This window comes from Emticicia sp. SJ17W-69 (assembly GCF_051209875.1).
In the GTDB taxonomy this organism is placed as follows: domain Bacteria; phylum Bacteroidota; class Bacteroidia; order Cytophagales; family Spirosomataceae; genus Emticicia.
On record NZ_JBNTQY010000001.1, the window covers coordinates 5,505,895 to 5,523,370 of the forward strand.

General features: G+C 34.1%; 13 protein-coding genes. 10 read left to right on the plus strand and 3 right to left on the minus strand.

All coding sequences use genetic code 11. The features are described 5' to 3' along the window. Window positions 1–20: 20 nt before the first annotated feature. The 10 genes from ACQUQZ_RS22645 (at window position 21) to ACQUQZ_RS22690 (ending at window position 14,475) form a co-directional block, all read left to right on the plus strand. Complete coding sequence (locus ACQUQZ_RS22645) at window positions 21–176, plus strand: hypothetical protein (protein WP_435357679.1); 156 nt, start codon at window positions 21–23, stop codon at window positions 174–176. Window positions 177–216: 40 nt separating this feature from the next. After that, window positions 217–2,460, plus strand: coding sequence for a PVC-type heme-binding CxxCH protein (locus ACQUQZ_RS22650; RefSeq protein WP_435357363.1), 2,244 nt, complete (start codon window positions 217–219; stop codon window positions 2,458–2,460). A 10-nt stretch (window positions 2,461–2,470) separates the two neighbouring features. Continuing rightward, window positions 2,471–3,292, plus strand: a complete 822-nt coding sequence (locus ACQUQZ_RS22655) for a ceramidase domain-containing protein (protein WP_435357364.1) — start codon at window positions 2,471–2,473, stop codon at window positions 3,290–3,292. A 139-nt stretch (window positions 3,293–3,431) separates the two neighbouring features. Then, on the plus strand, window positions 3,432–4,853 hold the full coding sequence (locus ACQUQZ_RS22660; RefSeq protein ID WP_435357366.1) for a glycoside hydrolase family 125 protein: 1,422 nt from the start codon (window positions 3,432–3,434) through the stop codon (window positions 4,851–4,853). A 132-nt stretch (window positions 4,854–4,985) separates the two neighbouring features. Next, complete coding sequence (locus ACQUQZ_RS22665; protein WP_435357368.1) at window positions 4,986–5,939, plus strand: glycosylase; 954 nt, start codon at window positions 4,986–4,988, stop codon at window positions 5,937–5,939. A gap of 29 nt (window positions 5,940–5,968) precedes the next feature. Next, window positions 5,969–7,480 (plus strand): sulfatase family protein, encoded by a 1,512-nt coding sequence (locus ACQUQZ_RS22670; RefSeq protein WP_435357370.1) that lies wholly within the window; start codon window positions 5,969–5,971, stop codon window positions 7,478–7,480. A 6-nt stretch (window positions 7,481–7,486) separates the two neighbouring features. Next, the gene (locus ACQUQZ_RS22675; RefSeq protein WP_435357371.1) at window positions 7,487–10,081 is read left to right on the plus strand and encodes a glycoside hydrolase family 95 protein; all 2,595 of its coding nucleotides are present in this window, start codon (window positions 7,487–7,489) and stop codon (window positions 10,079–10,081) included. Window positions 10,082–10,189: 108 nt separating this feature from the next. Continuing rightward, window positions 10,190–10,927, plus strand: a complete 738-nt coding sequence (locus tag ACQUQZ_RS22680) for a phytanoyl-CoA dioxygenase family protein (protein WP_435357373.1) — start codon at window positions 10,190–10,192, stop codon at window positions 10,925–10,927. A 252-nt stretch (window positions 10,928–11,179) separates the two neighbouring features. Further along, window positions 11,180–12,829, plus strand: a complete 1,650-nt coding sequence (locus ACQUQZ_RS22685) for a M1 family metallopeptidase (protein WP_435357374.1) — start codon at window positions 11,180–11,182, stop codon at window positions 12,827–12,829. Beyond that, window positions 12,829–14,475, plus strand: a complete 1,647-nt coding sequence (locus ACQUQZ_RS22690; RefSeq protein WP_435357376.1) for a M1 family aminopeptidase — start codon at window positions 12,829–12,831, stop codon at window positions 14,473–14,475. The genes ACQUQZ_RS22685 and ACQUQZ_RS22690 overlap by 1 nt, the downstream gene beginning before the upstream one ends. Before the next feature lie 53 nt (window positions 14,476–14,528). Here the strand turns inward: ACQUQZ_RS22690 and ACQUQZ_RS22695 are convergent, their stop codons facing one another. The 3 genes from ACQUQZ_RS22695 to ACQUQZ_RS22705 form a co-directional block, all read right to left on the minus strand. Then, entirely contained in the window at window positions 14,529–15,377 is an 849-nt protein-coding gene (locus tag ACQUQZ_RS22695; RefSeq protein ID WP_435357378.1) for an RES family NAD+ phosphorylase, read from the minus strand. A gap of 212 nt (window positions 15,378–15,589) precedes the next feature. Further along, window positions 15,590–16,531, minus strand: a complete 942-nt coding sequence (locus ACQUQZ_RS22700; protein ID WP_435357379.1) for a sce7725 family protein — start codon at window positions 16,529–16,531, stop codon at window positions 15,590–15,592. Window position 16,532: 1 nt separating this feature from the next. Next, the gene (locus ACQUQZ_RS22705; protein ID WP_435357381.1) at window positions 16,533–17,405 is read right to left on the minus strand and encodes a sce7726 family protein; all 873 of its coding nucleotides are present in this window, start codon (window positions 17,403–17,405) and stop codon (window positions 16,533–16,535) included. Between the last annotated feature and the right edge of the window lie 71 nt (window positions 17,406–17,476).

The following is a 17,476-nucleotide window of genomic DNA, read 5'->3' on the forward strand; positions in this document are numbered from 1 at the left end:
ACCCAAGTAACATATTTCCGATTGAGCAACGAAAATCCGCAAATTTTGCTTTTAATTTCAACAAAATTGACCTAAAATGCAATTTCCTTGTAAGAGATGTTTGGCAACTAAAAGATTTAGGTAATTTTAAAGATTCTTTTAAAACAAACATCCGTCCTCAAGGAGTTATTATATGACGAATGTTTCCTAAAAAAACAATTAAAAACCTTAACAGACATGACTACGAAAGTGCCATTCAAAATTGCATTTGCCTCACTATTAATGCTTTCCATCTTTATTGTTGGTTTCAAAATCATTTCTTTCAAAGAACCAAAAGTTTCGCTTGAAGGCTACCAAATCGAAGATGGCTTTGAACTTAGTGTAATTGCCTCTGAGTCTTTATTGAAAGCCCCTGTAAGCATGGATTTCGATAATAAAGGGCGAATGTGGGTCGTAGAAATGATTGGCTATATGCCCAACCTCGAAGGCATTGGAGAAGATGAGCCTAACGGTAAAATAATAATTTTGGAAGACCTTGATAAAAATGGTGTGATAGATCATTCGAAAACATTTTTAGATAAACTCGTTTTGCCTCGTGGTTTGGCTCATGTCTATGGTGGACTTTTGTACGTGGATGGACCAAAACTCTGGTTTGTTGAAATAAAAAACGATAAACCTGGAAAAAAAACATTGGTTGACCCTGTGTATGCAGAAGGTGGCAATGTAGAACACTCATCTAATGGCTTGATGATGAATATTGATAACTGGATTTATAACTCTAATTATAATTTTAGGTATCAGTTAAAAAATGGAAAATGGATAAAAGAACCTACAAGCTATCGTGGGCAATGGGGCATTACGAAAGACAATTTTGGACGACTTTATTATAACAATAACAGCGTCCAACTGCAAGGCGATTATGTTTTGCCAAATAAAGTTATCAGAAACAAATATTTTAAACCTTCCATTTCTGAGGGTCAAAAATTAACAAATAATAAGGTGTTCCCGATTCATCAAACATCAGTTAATCGTGGTTATCAAAAAGGTGTATTAGATGAAAGAGGGTTTTTAACAGAAGTTACGGCTTCTTGTGGTCCATTGATTTATCGAGGTGGAGCATTCCCCAATGCTTATGATCAAAACGCTTTTGTGTGCGTGCCAGAAGCTAATCTTATCAAACGAAACATATTAAATTTTGACAATACGCAAACCCTTGCAAATCAAGCCATTGCGGGCAAAGAATTCATTGCTTCAACCGACGAAGGTTTCCGCCCAGTCAATTTATTTAATGGGCCTGATGGTGCCATGTATATCGTAGATATGCACCGAGGTATTATTCAACACAAAGCTTATATCTCACAGTATTTAACAGAGCAATTGGCCAATAAGAAGTTAGACACTTTGCAGAATGCAGGACGTATTTTGAAAGTCGTCAACAAAACAAGCAAACTCAACTCGATTCCAGATTTGACAAAAGCGACTAATAAAGAATTACTGGCTTTATTAAGTAGTCCAAATGGTTGGTTGAGAGACAGATGTCAACAAATATTGATTCAGAAAAAAGATCTAACTATTAGCAAAGATTTGATTACTTTGGCAAAGAGTAACAATGAGTTTTCAAAGGCTATTCATGCACTTTATGTTTTAGAAGGCTTAAATGCTCTTCCTTTTAGCGTCCTTTCTGATGTTATTGAGCAATCAAAACAACCCGAAACTATTGCTCATGCTTTAGGACTTTTAGAACGTTTTGCAACACCTCAGTTGCAAAGCAAAATGATGGCTATTAGTACAAAGTTATTAGCTCAAAATAATGAAGCCATTGATCTTTATTTAGCATTTTCTTTAAATAATTGGCTAAAATCAAGTGATGCTTTCTTGCCTATTCTTGCTCAAATTGAAAAAAAATATGCTGATAAAAAAGTATTTCAAGAAGCAATCGTGAGTAGTCTTGATGGAAAAGAAGAACAATATCTAAATACTCAAAATCCATCAGCTTTGCTCAAAAACAATTTGACTTTGGCTATTACCAATCATCAGAAAAAAGAGTTAAATCCAATTTTTGTTAAGGAGAAAAATGTAGTTGATAATCGAACCAAAGGCTTACAACTATTCCGCTCGATTTGTGCAACCTGTCACGGTGCTGATGGTAAAGGTATCCAAGATTTAGCACCGCCACTCAAAGGCTCAGAGTACGTGGATGGTTCAATGAAACGCTTAGCATCTATTATTTTACATGGTTTGAGTGGGCCTATTAATGTAAACGGGAAATTATATCAGTTAAACAACGAAATGCCTGGTTTGATTAATAATAAAGATGTCAGCGATGAAGACATCGCTGATGTTATTAGATTTATCCAAAACGCATTTGCAAAAGAAGGGAAAGGTATCTCGGCAAGTGAAATCAAAAAATTGAGAGATAAAAAACCGATAGGTGGCTTATTCAACGAAAAACAATTGCTCGAAACTGATTTTGAGAAATAATTTTAAATCTATGACCAAGCAATTATTTCTCAAGTGTCTTATCAAATCATTCATTTTTACCATCATCATGATAGTGATTTGGATGGGCTTAAATACTTTTTTAAATGGACATATCTGGGACGGAATGACAATTAGTAAATCGGCCCTAACCGTTGAATATTGTGAGTTTAATAATGTAGAAAAGCTTTTTCACCAGTCAATGAATACTTATTCCAACCTGACGTATTTCTTTTTTGGAATGTTGATTATTCAAATTGCTTGGGAAGATTTCAAAAATAAAGCAGCAATCACACAAAATCTGCTTGAAAAGTTTCCAATATTGTCAGGTTTGATGGGTATTTGCTTTATTTATTTGTGTTTTGGAAGTGCTTTTTTTCATGCTTCGCTTACCTATTTGGGACAGAGGGTTGATATGAATGGTACTTATAGTATTTCTATCTCTTTATTGGGAATAGGCTTTTATCATGTTTTTCATCAAATAGACTTTTCCGAAAGGGCAAAAAAACTTTGGTTTGGAACTTTAGTATGTATCATTATTGGTTTTTTAAAAATTGCTTTAATGATTTCAAGTAGTCAATTGCTCCCAGCCATGATTTTACTTTTGATGATACTCATAGCCACCCATTTTTTTCAATTTAGAAAAGAAAAGTCGCTAATTTTGGGCATTTTGGGCTTTATATTAATGTTTGTAGCTGTTAAGATTCGTACTTTAGATGTACAAAAAATAGGCTGCGACCCTTATTCATGGTATCAAGGGCATGCTGTTTGGCATTTGCTTACGGCAATGAGTAGCTTTTGTAGTTACGCCTTTTTTAGGTTTTCAAAAAAATAAAAATTCAACCTTTAAAGTGTTTTTTTTAACCATCTATCAAATGAAAACAAACAACTGGCTTTGAGTGGTCTACAAAGTTTTTAAAGCAACTTTCTACCATTGCATTCAATAAAATATTTTCCATAAATACTTCTTAAAAATGAACCTTAACCGAAGAAAATTCATACAAAGTTCGACCCTTGCAAGCATGGGATTGTTTTTCAATGCGAAAGCTTTTGCCACGCCATTTCCTTCCGTCAGAGTATCGCTCGAAAAAAGAAATTTCAATAGCCCAATTATTGAAGCCACTATTGAGCGAATGAAAAACAAAATAAAAGACCCTGAATTGGCTTGGCTTTTTGAAAACTGTTTTCCTAATACTTTAGATACAACGGTTGAATTTAAAATGAAAGGCAACCGACCTGATACTTTTGTGATTACAGGCGATATTCACGCCATGTGGTTGCGTGATAGCACCGCCCAAGTAACGCCATATTTGTCTTTAATAAAAGAAGATAAAAAACTCAAACAATTGATTGCTGGAGTCATTAATCGTCAGTCGGAGTGCATTTTGATTGACCCTTATGCCAATGCGTTCAACGATGGAGCAGGGAAATCAGAATGGTTAAGCGACCATACAGATATGAAACCGGAACTCCATGAGCGTAAATGGGAGTTGGATTCTCTATGCTACACCGTTCGTTTAGCATATAATTATTGGAAAATATCGAATGATACAAGTGTTTTTGATGAAAAATGGTTAAAAGCTGCTCAAACAATCATCGCCACTTGTCGTGAACAACAAAGGCTGAATGGCAGAGGAAAATATAAATTCGGACGAACAACTTCATGGTCAACTGATACTGTTCCCGGAAATGGTTATGGAAATGTTACGAAACCTAATGGCTTGATTCATAGCATTTTTCGCCCTTCTGATGACGCTACAGTTTATCCATTCTTAATTCCATCTAATTTGTTTGCCGTTGTTTCTTTTCGACAAATCGCTGAGATTTCAACAAAAGTTTATAAAAATGCCGCTTTTGCAAAAGAATGTAATGATTTTGCCAACGAATTAGAAGCTGCAATAAAAAAATACGCCATTATCAATCATCCAAAATTTGGCAAAATCTACGCCATGGAAGTCGATGGTTTTGGTAATTGTTTGTTGCAAGACGATGCCAACGTGCCAAACTTAATGAGTTTACCTTATCTCGGTGCTGTCAAAGCCGATGATTTGATTTATCAAAATACTCGTCGTTTTATTTTAAGTGACAATAATCCTTATTTTTTCAAAGGAAAAGCTGCCGAGGGTGTCGGAAGTCCGCATACTTTGGTTAATCAGATTTGGCATTTGAGTATCATCATGCGAGCTATGACTTCGACCAATGACCAAGAGATTTTACAACAATTGCGTTTCTTGAAAAATACCCATGCCAATACTGGTTTTATGCACGAATCTTTTGACAAAGACAATGCACAAAATTTTACCAGAAAATGGTTTGCGTGGGCAAATACACTTTTTGGCGAAATGATCTTAAAAATAGAAAAAGAACGCCCTCATTTATTGAACCAAACGCTTTAATAACAGCTATTCAACTCGGTTTTGTAATGCGATGAATTTATGAGAAACCTGTTTTTCTATTTGGTGATAATAACATTTTATTCATGCACTAAAATACAAAAAAGCAACCAAAAGCTTGTTACTCAAGCTGTTATGGAAACAGTGTTTGATGAAATAAAAACACCCTATAAATATGGAGTAGTTTTTAAACATCCAGATTCGACCAAACTTGTGGATAGCCCAACTATTTTTAGAGAGAATAACCAATGGTACATGACCTACATAGTTTTTGATGGCAAAGGCTATGAAACTTGGTTGGCCGAAAGTAACAATCTCTTAGATTGGAAAATCAAAGGGAAACTGTTGTCTTTCACACAAAACACTTGGGATGCCAACCAAAAAGCAGGTTATATGGCATTGGTTGATACTGAATGGGGAGGAAGTTATGCAGTCGAAAAATTTCAAAATAAATATTGGATGTCTTATTTAGGCGGTAATACGCAAGGTTATGAAGCAGGTGTTTTAGGCGTTGGGCTTGCCAATAACTCCAAACTTACGGAAGTGAATGAATGGAAAACTTTATCCCAACCAGTGCTGAAAGCCAATGACACAAATGTACGTTGGTTTGAAAACAAAACGATCTATAAAAGTTTGGTCATTCATGATAAAAAACAATTAACCGGTCATCCTTTTGTGATGTATTATAATGCAAAAGGCGATACTGCTAACTATGAGAGCATCGGCATGGCCGTTTCTGACGACATGGTTTCTTGGCAAAGATTTGGCAAAAACCCTGTCATTACACGACACAAAGGCATTTGTGGCGATGCTCAAATTGCCAAAATAAGCGATATGTATGTAATGTTCTATTTTGGTGCTTTTTGGAAAAAAGGTGCTTTCGAGCGATTTGCTTGTTCGTATGACTTACAAAATTGGACAGATTGGCAAGGCGAAGATTTAATTTCTTCTTCCGAAAACTATGACGAAACGTACGCCCATAAGCCTTGGGTCATCAAATGGAATGGGGTAGTTTATCATTTTTATAATGCCGTTGGCAAACAAGGTCGAGTGATTGCTTTGGCTACCTCAAAAGATTTAAAAAAGTAAATGTTTCAACCGCTTTATTTACTTAAAAAATGAAAAGAGTTTTCTATTTTATCATTTTGCTCTGTCCAATATTCTTGACAAAGGGTTTTGCTCAAAAACCGAATATTGTTTATATACTCGCCGATGATTTAGGCATTGGAGATGTTTCAGCATACAATTCAAATGGGAAAATACAAACGCCGAACATTGATCAATTAACCAAAAGTGGCGTGAGATTTAATGATGCACACACCACTTCATCGGTTTGTACTCCTACTCGCTACGGAATCATGACTGGTCGCTATAACTGGCGAACTACCCTTAAAAAAGGTGTTTTGCACGGCTATGATACTCCTTTAATTGACCCAAAAAGAGAAACTGTTGCTTCTTTTTTGAAAAAACAAGGCTATGAAACGGGCATTGTCGGTAAATGGCATTTGGGCTGGAATTGGGGAAATATTGAAGCGGGAGAAAATAAAGTAAATTTCGCAACAAAAGTACAAAATGGGCCAAATTCGCTTGGTTTTGATTACTCTTTTTGCATTCCTGCCTCGTTAGATATGCCGCCTTATGCTTATGTTGAAAATGGATTTTGCACGGCTATTCCTAAAGATTCAATTGCGGGGATGACAGGAATTCGACTTTTTAGGGCAGGTCTTGCTGCCCCAGATTTCAAACCTGAAGAAGTTTTAGGTAAATTTACCGAAAAAGCACTTGGTTTTATTAATCAACATGCCAAGAAAGACAAACCATTTTTTCTATATTTCCCTTTGGCTGCTCCGCACACGCCAATTTTGCCGACTGGTAAATTTGTTGGTAAAAGCAATGTTTCACCCTACGGAGATTTTGTTTTGATGGTCGATGATGTGGTAAGACAAGTGACCGAAACGCTTAAAAAGAATGGTATTTATGAAAATACCATCATCGTATTTGGTTCTGACAATGGTTTTGCAAATCCCGCAGATTTGAAGGCACAACTCAGCAAAGGGCATAATCCTTCAATGATGTATCGAGGTTTGAAAACCGATATTTTTGAAGGTGGGCATCGTGTGCCTTTTATTGTTTCTTGGGGAAAAAACATAAAAACGCCGAAAGTTAGTAATCAATTGGTCTGTACAACTGATTTTTTCAGAACAGTTGCTGAACTCAACAATGCTAAAGTTGATGACAATGTTGCCGAAGATAGTTTTAGTTTTTTGAGCGAAATTACTGGTAAAAAAACAAATTTTGCCAAACGTGAAGCTGTTATTCATCATTCTTCTGATGGTTTCTTTGCTATTAGACGAGGCAATTGGAAATTGATTATGTGTTCGCATTCTGGAGGAAATGGTAAACCTAAAGAAACGAGTGAAGAAGCAAAAACATTGCCACCCATCCAATTATACGATTTATCTACTGATATTGGAGAAACCAAAAATGTTTATGAAAAACACCCTGCTATCGTAAAAGAATTGACTGATTTATTGACAAAAAACATCAAAGACGGCCGAAGTACAAAAGGAGCGAACCAAACAAACGAAGGCCCTGCTTATTGGACACAATTGACTTGGTTGAAAGAATAATCTAATATGAAAGCCTTTAAGTATTCATTCATAATTATTGCTTTTTTTACTTGCAAAACTTTTGCACAAAATCAATCATTAAAGCTTTGGTATGATAAACCTGCATCGGTTTGGTCAGAGGCATTGCCTTTGGGAAATGGCTATATGGGAGCAATGGTTTTTGGCGAGCCATTGAAAGAGCATTTACAATTAAATGAAGGCACATTGTATTCGGGCGACCCAAAAGGCACATTCAAAAATATCAACGTTCGGAAATCTTACAAGGAGGTTACTGATTTATTAAATGCTCAAAAATACCAAGAAGCTCAAGCAATGATTGCCAAAGAATGGTTGGGTAGAAATCATCAATTGTATCAACCAATGAGTGATTTTTGGATTGAATTTGAGCATAAAAATCAAGCTATTAGTAATTATAAAAGAGATTTAGACTTATCCTCTGCCACCTCCACAACGACTTATAAGGTTGGCAAAACTACCTTCAAGCGAACTTATTTTGCCTCCTACCCCGACCACGTAATTGTAGTAAAATTAAGTGCGGTAGGAGGCAATAAAATCAATTGTACGCTTCATTTATCAACGCCACATGAAAAAACAGCTAAGTATTTTGCCAAAGGAAAAACCTTAACTATGCAAGGGAAAGTGCCAGGTTTTGGATTACGCAGAACTTTTGAGCAAGTCGAAAAATTAGGTGACCAATATAAATATCCCGAAGTTTTTGATCCATCGGGCAAAAGAAAACCAAATGCCGAAAACTTACTTTATGATGAGCAAATCGAAGGTATGGGTATGGCTTTTGAAACTCGTGTAAAAACGCTTAATAAAGATGGTGTTGTAAAATCTGAAAAAGATAAAATTATCGTTGAAAATGCAACCGAACTTACTTTTATTCTAAGTGCAGCTACAAGTTTTAATGGTTTTGATAAAAGTCCAGCTTATGAAGGTCGCGAACCAAAAATACTTCTTGATAGCTATTTTAAAGCCATTGAAGGCAAAACCTACGCAGATTTATACAAAAAACATTTAGCTGATTATAAAAAACTATTTGACCGAGTTGAGCTGAATTTAGCAGCATCAACCGAACAATCGCTTTTACCAAGCGATAAAAGAGTGGAGTTATTTTCTAATGGTAATGACCCATCTTTTGCTGCTTTGTACTTCCAATATGGTAGATATTTGATGATTGCTGGTTCAAGAATAGGCGGACAGCCACTTAATTTACAAGGTATTTGGAACGACCAACTAACTCCGCCTTGGAATGGAGGCTACACAATCAATATCAATGCACAAATGAATTATTGGCCTGCCGAACTGACCAATTTATCGGAATGCCAAGAGCCCTTTTTCAAGGCAATTAAAGAATTGGCAATTAATGGTCAGGAAACTGCCAGAAATATGTATGGAAATGATGGTTGGGTAGCTCATCATAACATGGATATTTGGCGACATGCCGAACCTATTGATAATTGCAACTGCTCATTTTGGCCAATGGCTGCAGGTTGGCTGACAAGCCATTTTTGGGAAAAATACTTATACAGTGGTGATAAAAAGTTTCTAAAAGAAGACGTTTTTCCTTTGTTGAAAGGTGCAGTGCAGTTTTATCAAGGTTGGTTGGTAAAAAACGAACAAGGCTATTTAGTAACACCAGTTGGACATTCGCCCGAGCAGAATTTTGTTTATGGTGAAAACAAACAAGCAACTTTTAGTGCTGGCCCAACAATGGACATGGCAATTGTGCGTGAATCTTTCGCTCGATATTTAGAAGCGTCCAAAATTCTTGGCATTAACGATGATTTTACCAAAAGTGTTTCGCAGAATTTAGCTCAACTTTTACCTTATCAAATAGGTAAATATGGTCAGTTGCAAGAATGGCAAGAAGATTTTGAAGATGCTGATGTAAAACATCGCCATTTTTCGCATTTATATGCTTTTCACCCAAGCAACCAAATCAATTCACAAAATAATCCTGAATTGACAGCTGCCGTAAAACGTGTCATGGAACGCCGAGGAGATTTGGCAACAGGCTGGTCGATGGGTTGGAAAGTAAATGTTTGGGCGAGATTGCACGAAGGCGACCACGCATTAAAATTATTGACTAATCTTTTCAAAATCGTAAGAACTTACTCAACTCACATGGAAGGTGGTGGAACGTATCCCAATCTTTTTTGTGCTCACCCACCTTTTCAGATTGATGGAAATTTCGGAGCAACAGCGGGTATTGCAGAAATGCTTGTTCAAAGTCACGCAGGCGAAATTTATTTATTGCCCGCCTTACCTCAAGCTTGGCACACAGGGAAAGTAAAAGGTTTAAAAACAAGAGGTGGTTTTGTAATTGATATGGAATGGGAAAAAGGGAAATTAACAAAAGTAGTCATTCATTCAACAATTGGTGGAAATTGTAGAATCCGAACCAATGAAAGCAAGATTGTAGAAAACGCCCAAACCAACACAGCTAAAAATGCAAACACCAATCCTTTATTTAGCTTTATTAATGCTGGTGAACCTATTATAAAAGACAAATCGAAATTAGGCGAAATACCCAACATTCAAGGGTTTGTAATAGATTTTACCACTGAAAAAGGTAAAAGTTATGTCATTAAATAAGTTTGATGATTTGATTTTAGAAATGAAGAAAGTAATTTTAACTTATTTTCAAAATGTCTAAATTTGAAATCGTATTGAGATAATTTGAAGAAACAAAAAACAAAAGCTATGCTTACAGCACAAGAACTTGAAACCTTAGATCGAGATGGATATTTATTTTTGGGTGAATTACTAACCCCAACACAAGTGCAGGAAGTAAATGACCGCATTACTGAATTGATGGCAGCAGAAGGTGAAAATGCTGGTGCAGAACTCATAGCATCGAAATACATTCGACATCCCAAAGAAGAAGGTGCCGACCGATTAGCAGATTTAGTCAATAAAGGCTCCGTTTTCGATATTTTTTATACACATCCACGTGTATTGGCTGGCATTGAGACCGTTTTGGGCAATCAATACAAACTTTCTTCTTTAAATTATCGTGCAGCAAAACCTGGAAAAGGACTTCAAAATCTGCATGTAGATTGGAGAAATACCGTCGTGAATGGCTCTTATAAAGTCTGTAATTCAATATGGCTTTTAGATGATTTTACAGAAAACAATGGGCCAACTCGCATCGTACCCGGCACTCATAAATTGAGTATCTTACCCAATGAAGCGATGGAAGACCCAAGCCTTGAACACCCAGACGAAATACGAATAAAAGCACCAGCAGGCTCGGTTTTTATTTTTAACTCTCATGTTTGGCATGGTGGAACTACTAATCACACAACAAAAGACCGAAGAAGCATTCACAGTTATTTTTGTACAAGAGACCAAGCCCAACAAATTGACCAAAAAGCATACATCACCGAAGAAACCAAAAATAGAATTGGTGTGAAAGGGCAATGGATATTGGATGTTTAGGGTGAATGAGATTGCTTTTGAAGAATATAACTTCATTATTGATCAAAAACATTGCAAAATTCATTAATTATTCTGCACATCGGAGATAACCAGAAGCAACATTTACTGAATATGGTTTTATCTTACTTCAAAAAATCAGTATTTTATTATATTATATAATCAAAATTCTTGTATTTAGAACATTGTTTGATGTTTGAACAAAAAAATATTTGAAATAATGTCTTTGCACTTTCAATACTACCAAACCTAACTATGGAAAACAACTCAAAAAATTTGACTAAAATACTTCTGTTAAGTGCATTTTTATTTCTCGGATTTAAAGTTAAATCTCAAGATAAGTATGATATTAATAATAGAGATATTCTTTATCTAACCTCTGGTGGAAAGCTAAATCCATTACAAGCCATAATGGACATACGGCATTATACCATTGATTTAGAAGTTGATATTGCTAAACAATCTATCGCTGGATTCGCCGAGGTGAATCTAAATCTATCTCAAAAAACAGATACTATTTTATTTGATTTGATTCATTTATATAAAGTAACAAGCGTAAAAGTGAATGGTAAAAGTAGTTTATTTACCCAACAGAGTGACAAAATATTGATAACCTCCCCTGTTGGCTTTGAAAATGGAAACCATACTATAAAAATTGAATATAATGGCATGCCTCCTGTGGCTATTAGACCACCTTGGGATGGTGGCTTTACTTGGACTAAAGATGTAGCTGGAAATGATTGGGTAGCAATCAATATTCAAGGGGAAGGTGGTAAAATGTATTTCCCATGTAAAGATCATCCAAGCGATGAACCGAATGAAGGGGTGGATATGAAAATAACAATTCCATCTAACTTAGTCGTTGCTGGTCCTGGTTTATTAATGAATGTCACAACTAAAAAAAACAAGTCAATTTACTACTGGAAAACAAATTACACAATAAGTAACTATTGTATTTTATTTAATATTGGTAAATATAAAGTTGCCAAAGACACTTATACTACCATAGAAGGAAATAAAGTACCTATTGAATACTATGTATTAGAGGCCGATACTGCACAAGCCAAAAAAGTAATAGAACTTAAAAAGCGAGATACCAGAATATTGGAAAAATACTTTGGAGAATATCCTTGGGCAAAAGAAAAAATAGGAATTGCAGAAGTGCCGAATCCAGGTATGGAGCATCAAACAATGATTACTTTCGACAACAAATTTCAATACAAAACTATTAATGGTCAGGAATATTCCGACAATCTTTTTCATGAATATGCACATGAATGGTGGGCCAATAAGGTTACCAATAAAGATTGGGCTCACATGTGGATTCAAGAAGGAATAGCTACTTATGCGGAAGCATTAGCTATGTTAGAACTGGGCGGAGAAACAGCTTATAACACCATAATAGACGGACACAGAAGGGGCGTTAAAAATAGGAAAGCGATGGTCTTAGGCGATGAAGTTACGGAAGAGGAAGTATATTCGGGGGGTGATATTTATGGCAAAGGGTCATTTTTCATGCACAGTTTACGGTATTTAATTGGGGATGAAATCTTTTTCCCAACATTAAAAAAATTAGCGAATGACCCAAAATATACCTATGATAATTTTGTAACTACCGATGATGTGGAAAATCTATTTAGTACAGCATCTGGAAAAAAACTAAAACCTTTTTTTGATTTCTATTTGCGAACAACCAATGTATTAGACGTGAATGTAAAAGAAATTGGCTTTCAAAAATATCAAATAAAACTTACTAATTTCTTTATGCCTTTACCATTTGATATTATCTCAAATGATAAAATGAATAAAATAATTATTCCTGCTGAAGGCATAGTGGTAAATAGCACCTTTGCTCCTCAAATTGACCCTAAAGGTTTTTATCTCAAAAAAATAACGATATATTAATGCAAAACTTAAAGAACTTTTTCTTGGCTGTTAGTCTATTTTTATGGCCTATCATTGTTTTAGCTGATGATTATCCTGTCAATAAAAAAATTGACATAAAACATTATTCATTTGAACTTACCCTATCAGATGTATCTGATGAAATTTTGGGCAATGCTAAAATAACCGTTTTATTTAAAAGTTCAGGAGTCCAAACCATTCGATTAGATTTAATTAATAAAACAATAGAAAGACAAGGCAAAGGAATGCAGATTGATTCAATAAAAGTGGCTAATGTTCCAGTACTTTTTACTCATCAAAATGATGAGATAATTATCAATTTACCAAGTGCCTCGGTAGTCAATTCTGAATTAGTATTTAGCATAAAATATCATGGAATACCTTATGACGGACTAAAAATAGGGCCAACAAGGTTTGGAGACCGAAGTTTTTTTTGTGAAAACTGGCCAAATAAAGCTCGGCACTGGTTGCCCACTTTAGACCATCCTTCTGATAAAGCAACTTCCGAATTTATAGTGAAAGCACCTTCTCATTACAAAGTTATTTCAAATGGATTATTGGTTGAAGAATCTGATTTGGGCAATAATATCAAGCTGACTCATTGGAAGCAATCGGTGCCAGTATCTTGCTGGTTAACTGTGCTTGGAGTTGCCGATTTTGCTGTAAAATATGTGGATAAGTTTGATGGAAAATCTATTGAATCCTGGGTTTATGCCAAAAACAGAGTAGCTGGGTTTTATGATTTTGATGAACCCACCAAAAAAGTATTGGAGTTTTACAGTAGTTATGTTGGCCCATTTGCCTACGAAAAATTGGCTAATATTCAATCTGTAAATTCAGGTGGAGGTATGGAAACTTCATCGGCTATTTTTTATTCAGATAAATTAATTAATGGCAAAAGAGATGAGCGATTAAGAAATGTAATAATACATGAAATAGCCCATCAATGGTTTGGCAATGCCGTGACTGAAAGTACTTGGGACGATGCTTGGCTTAGTGAAGGATTTGCTACTTTTTTTACAATGCTATTTATTGAAAAAGAATATGGAAAAGATGAATATGCCAAGGAAATTGTAAAAGCAAAAGAATCGGTATTCAAAATGGCAAAAAAAATGCCTGAATTTAGTATAATAAGTCCCCGATCAGCAGAAAAAGAAGATGTTACTTCTGGCTTAACTTACCAAAAAGGAGCATGGATACTTCACATGTTGAGAAATATGATAGGCGAAACCAATTTCAAAAAAGGCATTCAGTCATATTATGCTTTATTTTTCAATGCCAATGCTACCACAGATGATTTTAGAATTGCTATGGAAAAAGCATCTGGTAAAGATTTGAAATTGTTTTTTAAACAATGGTTATACCAACCCATTAATCCTTCTATAAATGGCACTTGGGATTATGATGTTAAGAGCAAAAAATTAACTATCCAATTATCACAAACACAGAAAGGTGATTATGTATTTAATTTACCAGTAGAAATTGGTTATTATACGAAAGGAAGTACCAAGCCAACAATATTAAAAATGAATTTTACCAAAAAGCAGCAAACGCAATCATTTATAATAAATGGGGAGGCTCCTGATAAAGTTGATTTTGATTCCAGAAACGTTTTACTAAGTGAAAATATTTTTGTGAAAAAATGAATTGATATTCGGTATTTTTAAATGGCAATTCACAAAAAAACAAAAAAAATTGTTTATATCTTTTTATGTCCAAATGTTACGTTCTCAACTTCATGAACATAGGATTTTATACATTCAAATTTATCTGTACTAAATATTGCAAGATTATGTCCTTTGGGATTTACGGAACTTTTATATTCAACTCCATCAAAACCAAGTGATTTTATAAATTCAGAAAGATATTGAGTTGGTAAATAGTCAAGTTCATTATCGGCACGTCTACTTGGTTTTGAAATTTCTTTTTCCAGTCGATATACAAATGGAAAATGAATTATAAAATCTTTTAACTCATCTTGGTCAGCCAAATACATTGGGTCATAAAGCTCAGTTTCCCTTAAATTTATAACTGTAATATCTTCTTTTAATCTAAATTCTCCAATTGAAACAAAATCGAATAAAGCAGCCCTTATTTCTGAAACAGTCGTATCTATATCACTTGCTAAATATAAGTAAGAAATACCTTGTGGATTCGCCCTCCCTGCTTTTGTCAAATGACGAGGTGGGTTCCCCATTTCACTTGTATTAAAACCTTTTTTCTCTGAAATTCTTGCTCGATATAAGATTTTTCCTTTAAAAATGTCTCTTTGATGCCGTTTTAATAATTTTTCAAGCTTCGTTAATTCAATAGCATTTTTTATATGAAATCGATTTTCAAACTTAATTTCTTCAACAAACTTTTCCCAAGAAACTTCCAATATACTCGCTTCATTTTTGGTTGTGGGATTTACTAAACATTCGATATATACATTTGCTTTTAAGAGTTCTGTAAAAGAATCAGCCTCATCTTCAACAATTGCGATAATAAGCTCTCTTATAATTTCTGCTTCAGTTATTTTGAATATTTTATCAGGAAAATCATTCAAAATTTGAGTTTCTAACGGATTTGCATCAGAAATTGTTGAGTCGGCAACAGCATATAAATCGAATAAATTACGAAAAAAAAGTAGTAATTCTCTTGGGTCATATAGTCTTACACTATTATTGCCACAGAAATTGCAATTGCCTATTTCAGAGGAATTTGACTGTATAATTGTTCGTAAATGTTCACTTGAAAAGCATTCAGTACAGCACTTCATTATTCTATAATATTAAGAAGTAGTTCGATGTGGTGCATAATTGATAATTTCTTTACACTTCCTAATCCAGGAAAATGCCCTTTGCGATGAAGGTCTTGAAATTCTTGAATAGCTTGGGTACTTAAATGATTTTCATTTACCCATTTGATTAGTTTATCCAATGCTTCAGAAAACTTTCCTCCAATGTCAGTTGAATCTTGATTAGAGTCTGAAACAAAATGTCTAATTCTTAATTTTTTATAATCATCTATATATGTTAAATGAATAACTACTGCATAAGGTAAAAAACCACCTTCCGAAAAACTATCCCCGATCGTTAAATAATCGGAAAATCCTATGAAGCCATCTTGTTTGTAATATAAATGTTCTTCAGTGAAAGGCTCGTCTGTATTATGTACATAATCAGAGTTTTTTGAAGCGGCATTGAAATAATCATCTAATAACACCAATGTTTCTTTCTGAAAATTTCGATTATAACGCCGATTTGTCTTACTAAAATTAACTAAATTGTAAAGCGTTGGGGTTATTTTATCGAATTTATTTAAATCTGAAAGGCCTTCCAATGCAATATTATGAATAAATGCAAATCCTTTGAAATCAAAATTAATTTGTTGTGCAATATTAAAACAGTGATTGATAGAATCTTCTTTATGGATATAGAAACAAATTTGAAAATTGGAATAGCCTTGCAAAGTACTTTTAAGTAACTGTAAGATTGTAGAAGCATTATTCTGTAAATCACCAACAATAGGATTAACAATAATATTAAAATTAATATCATTTGCTCTCAGCACTTCTAAGGTTTTTTTTAATACAGAAGAAGATTCTTTTACAGGCTCAATTATAGGCGATACAATTGATTTATTTGCTTTAAGAATATTGGATATGTCTCTTAATGCTATTAACTCAAATTGTTTACCTCGAAGAATGGGAAAGTACATATTAAATTGTGGTATCTAATAGTTCATATAAAGAATGATATTGTACTTCGCTAAGATTAAGGGAGTAACAAATGAACCCTAACTCATAAGGTGTTTTAGGGTTTTTCAAATATTCTGGTTCATCTATTTTACGCTTTTTTAACTCTTGAACGACAAATTTTTGAAATTCGACAATCGTTTTCTCCTTCACCAGTTTCAAGCATTCTCGAAAAATTAATGTATTAGGCACATCAGGAATAAAATTGTGCATTAGCTTTACAATTTTCAAATACTCGTCTTTTCTTAAAAGTTTAAAAATTGTTTCATAAGAAAAAGCATTTGTAGATTTTTGAGCCTCTTTTCTTTCTATTAAACCTTTTCCATCAAATTCGATAATACCAAAATTGCTGCCTGAGTAAAGGTGTAGTAGTTGGGCGATAAATTTTTGATTTGTAACAATATAAACCTTATCGGCAAACTGTTGATAATCAGAAAGTTGACTGTCTAATCTTTTTAAACTATCTAAATCTGTTTTAATTTCAAAAACCTTTACTTCTCCATTTAATAAAACTAAATCGGCTATTGATTTTCCAATTCGAAATTCACTTAGTAGAGTTGTTGAAGCAAAACCATATTTTTCTAAGAGCTTTTTTTGCAGAATAGTATTTTTGTAAATATATTCATTGCAATAGCTTTCAGTCATTTGCTCATATAAGGTATTTAGTAAAGAAGAAAACTTAATTTGTGCATTTGACCCTAAAATATTGCCTCTATGTTTGTTAATTCTATCCTCTATTTTTACAAATGAACGTGTGTCTAATACATCTTTGATAACTGATGTATTATAAAGAAAAGATAAACTTCTCAAGCTTTCTATTTTATTTTGAGCAAGCATTTTTAGGACTGAAGTGCTACAAAAGTATCTATACTATTTGATAAATCCACTTTTTTTGTTTATTTTTCTTC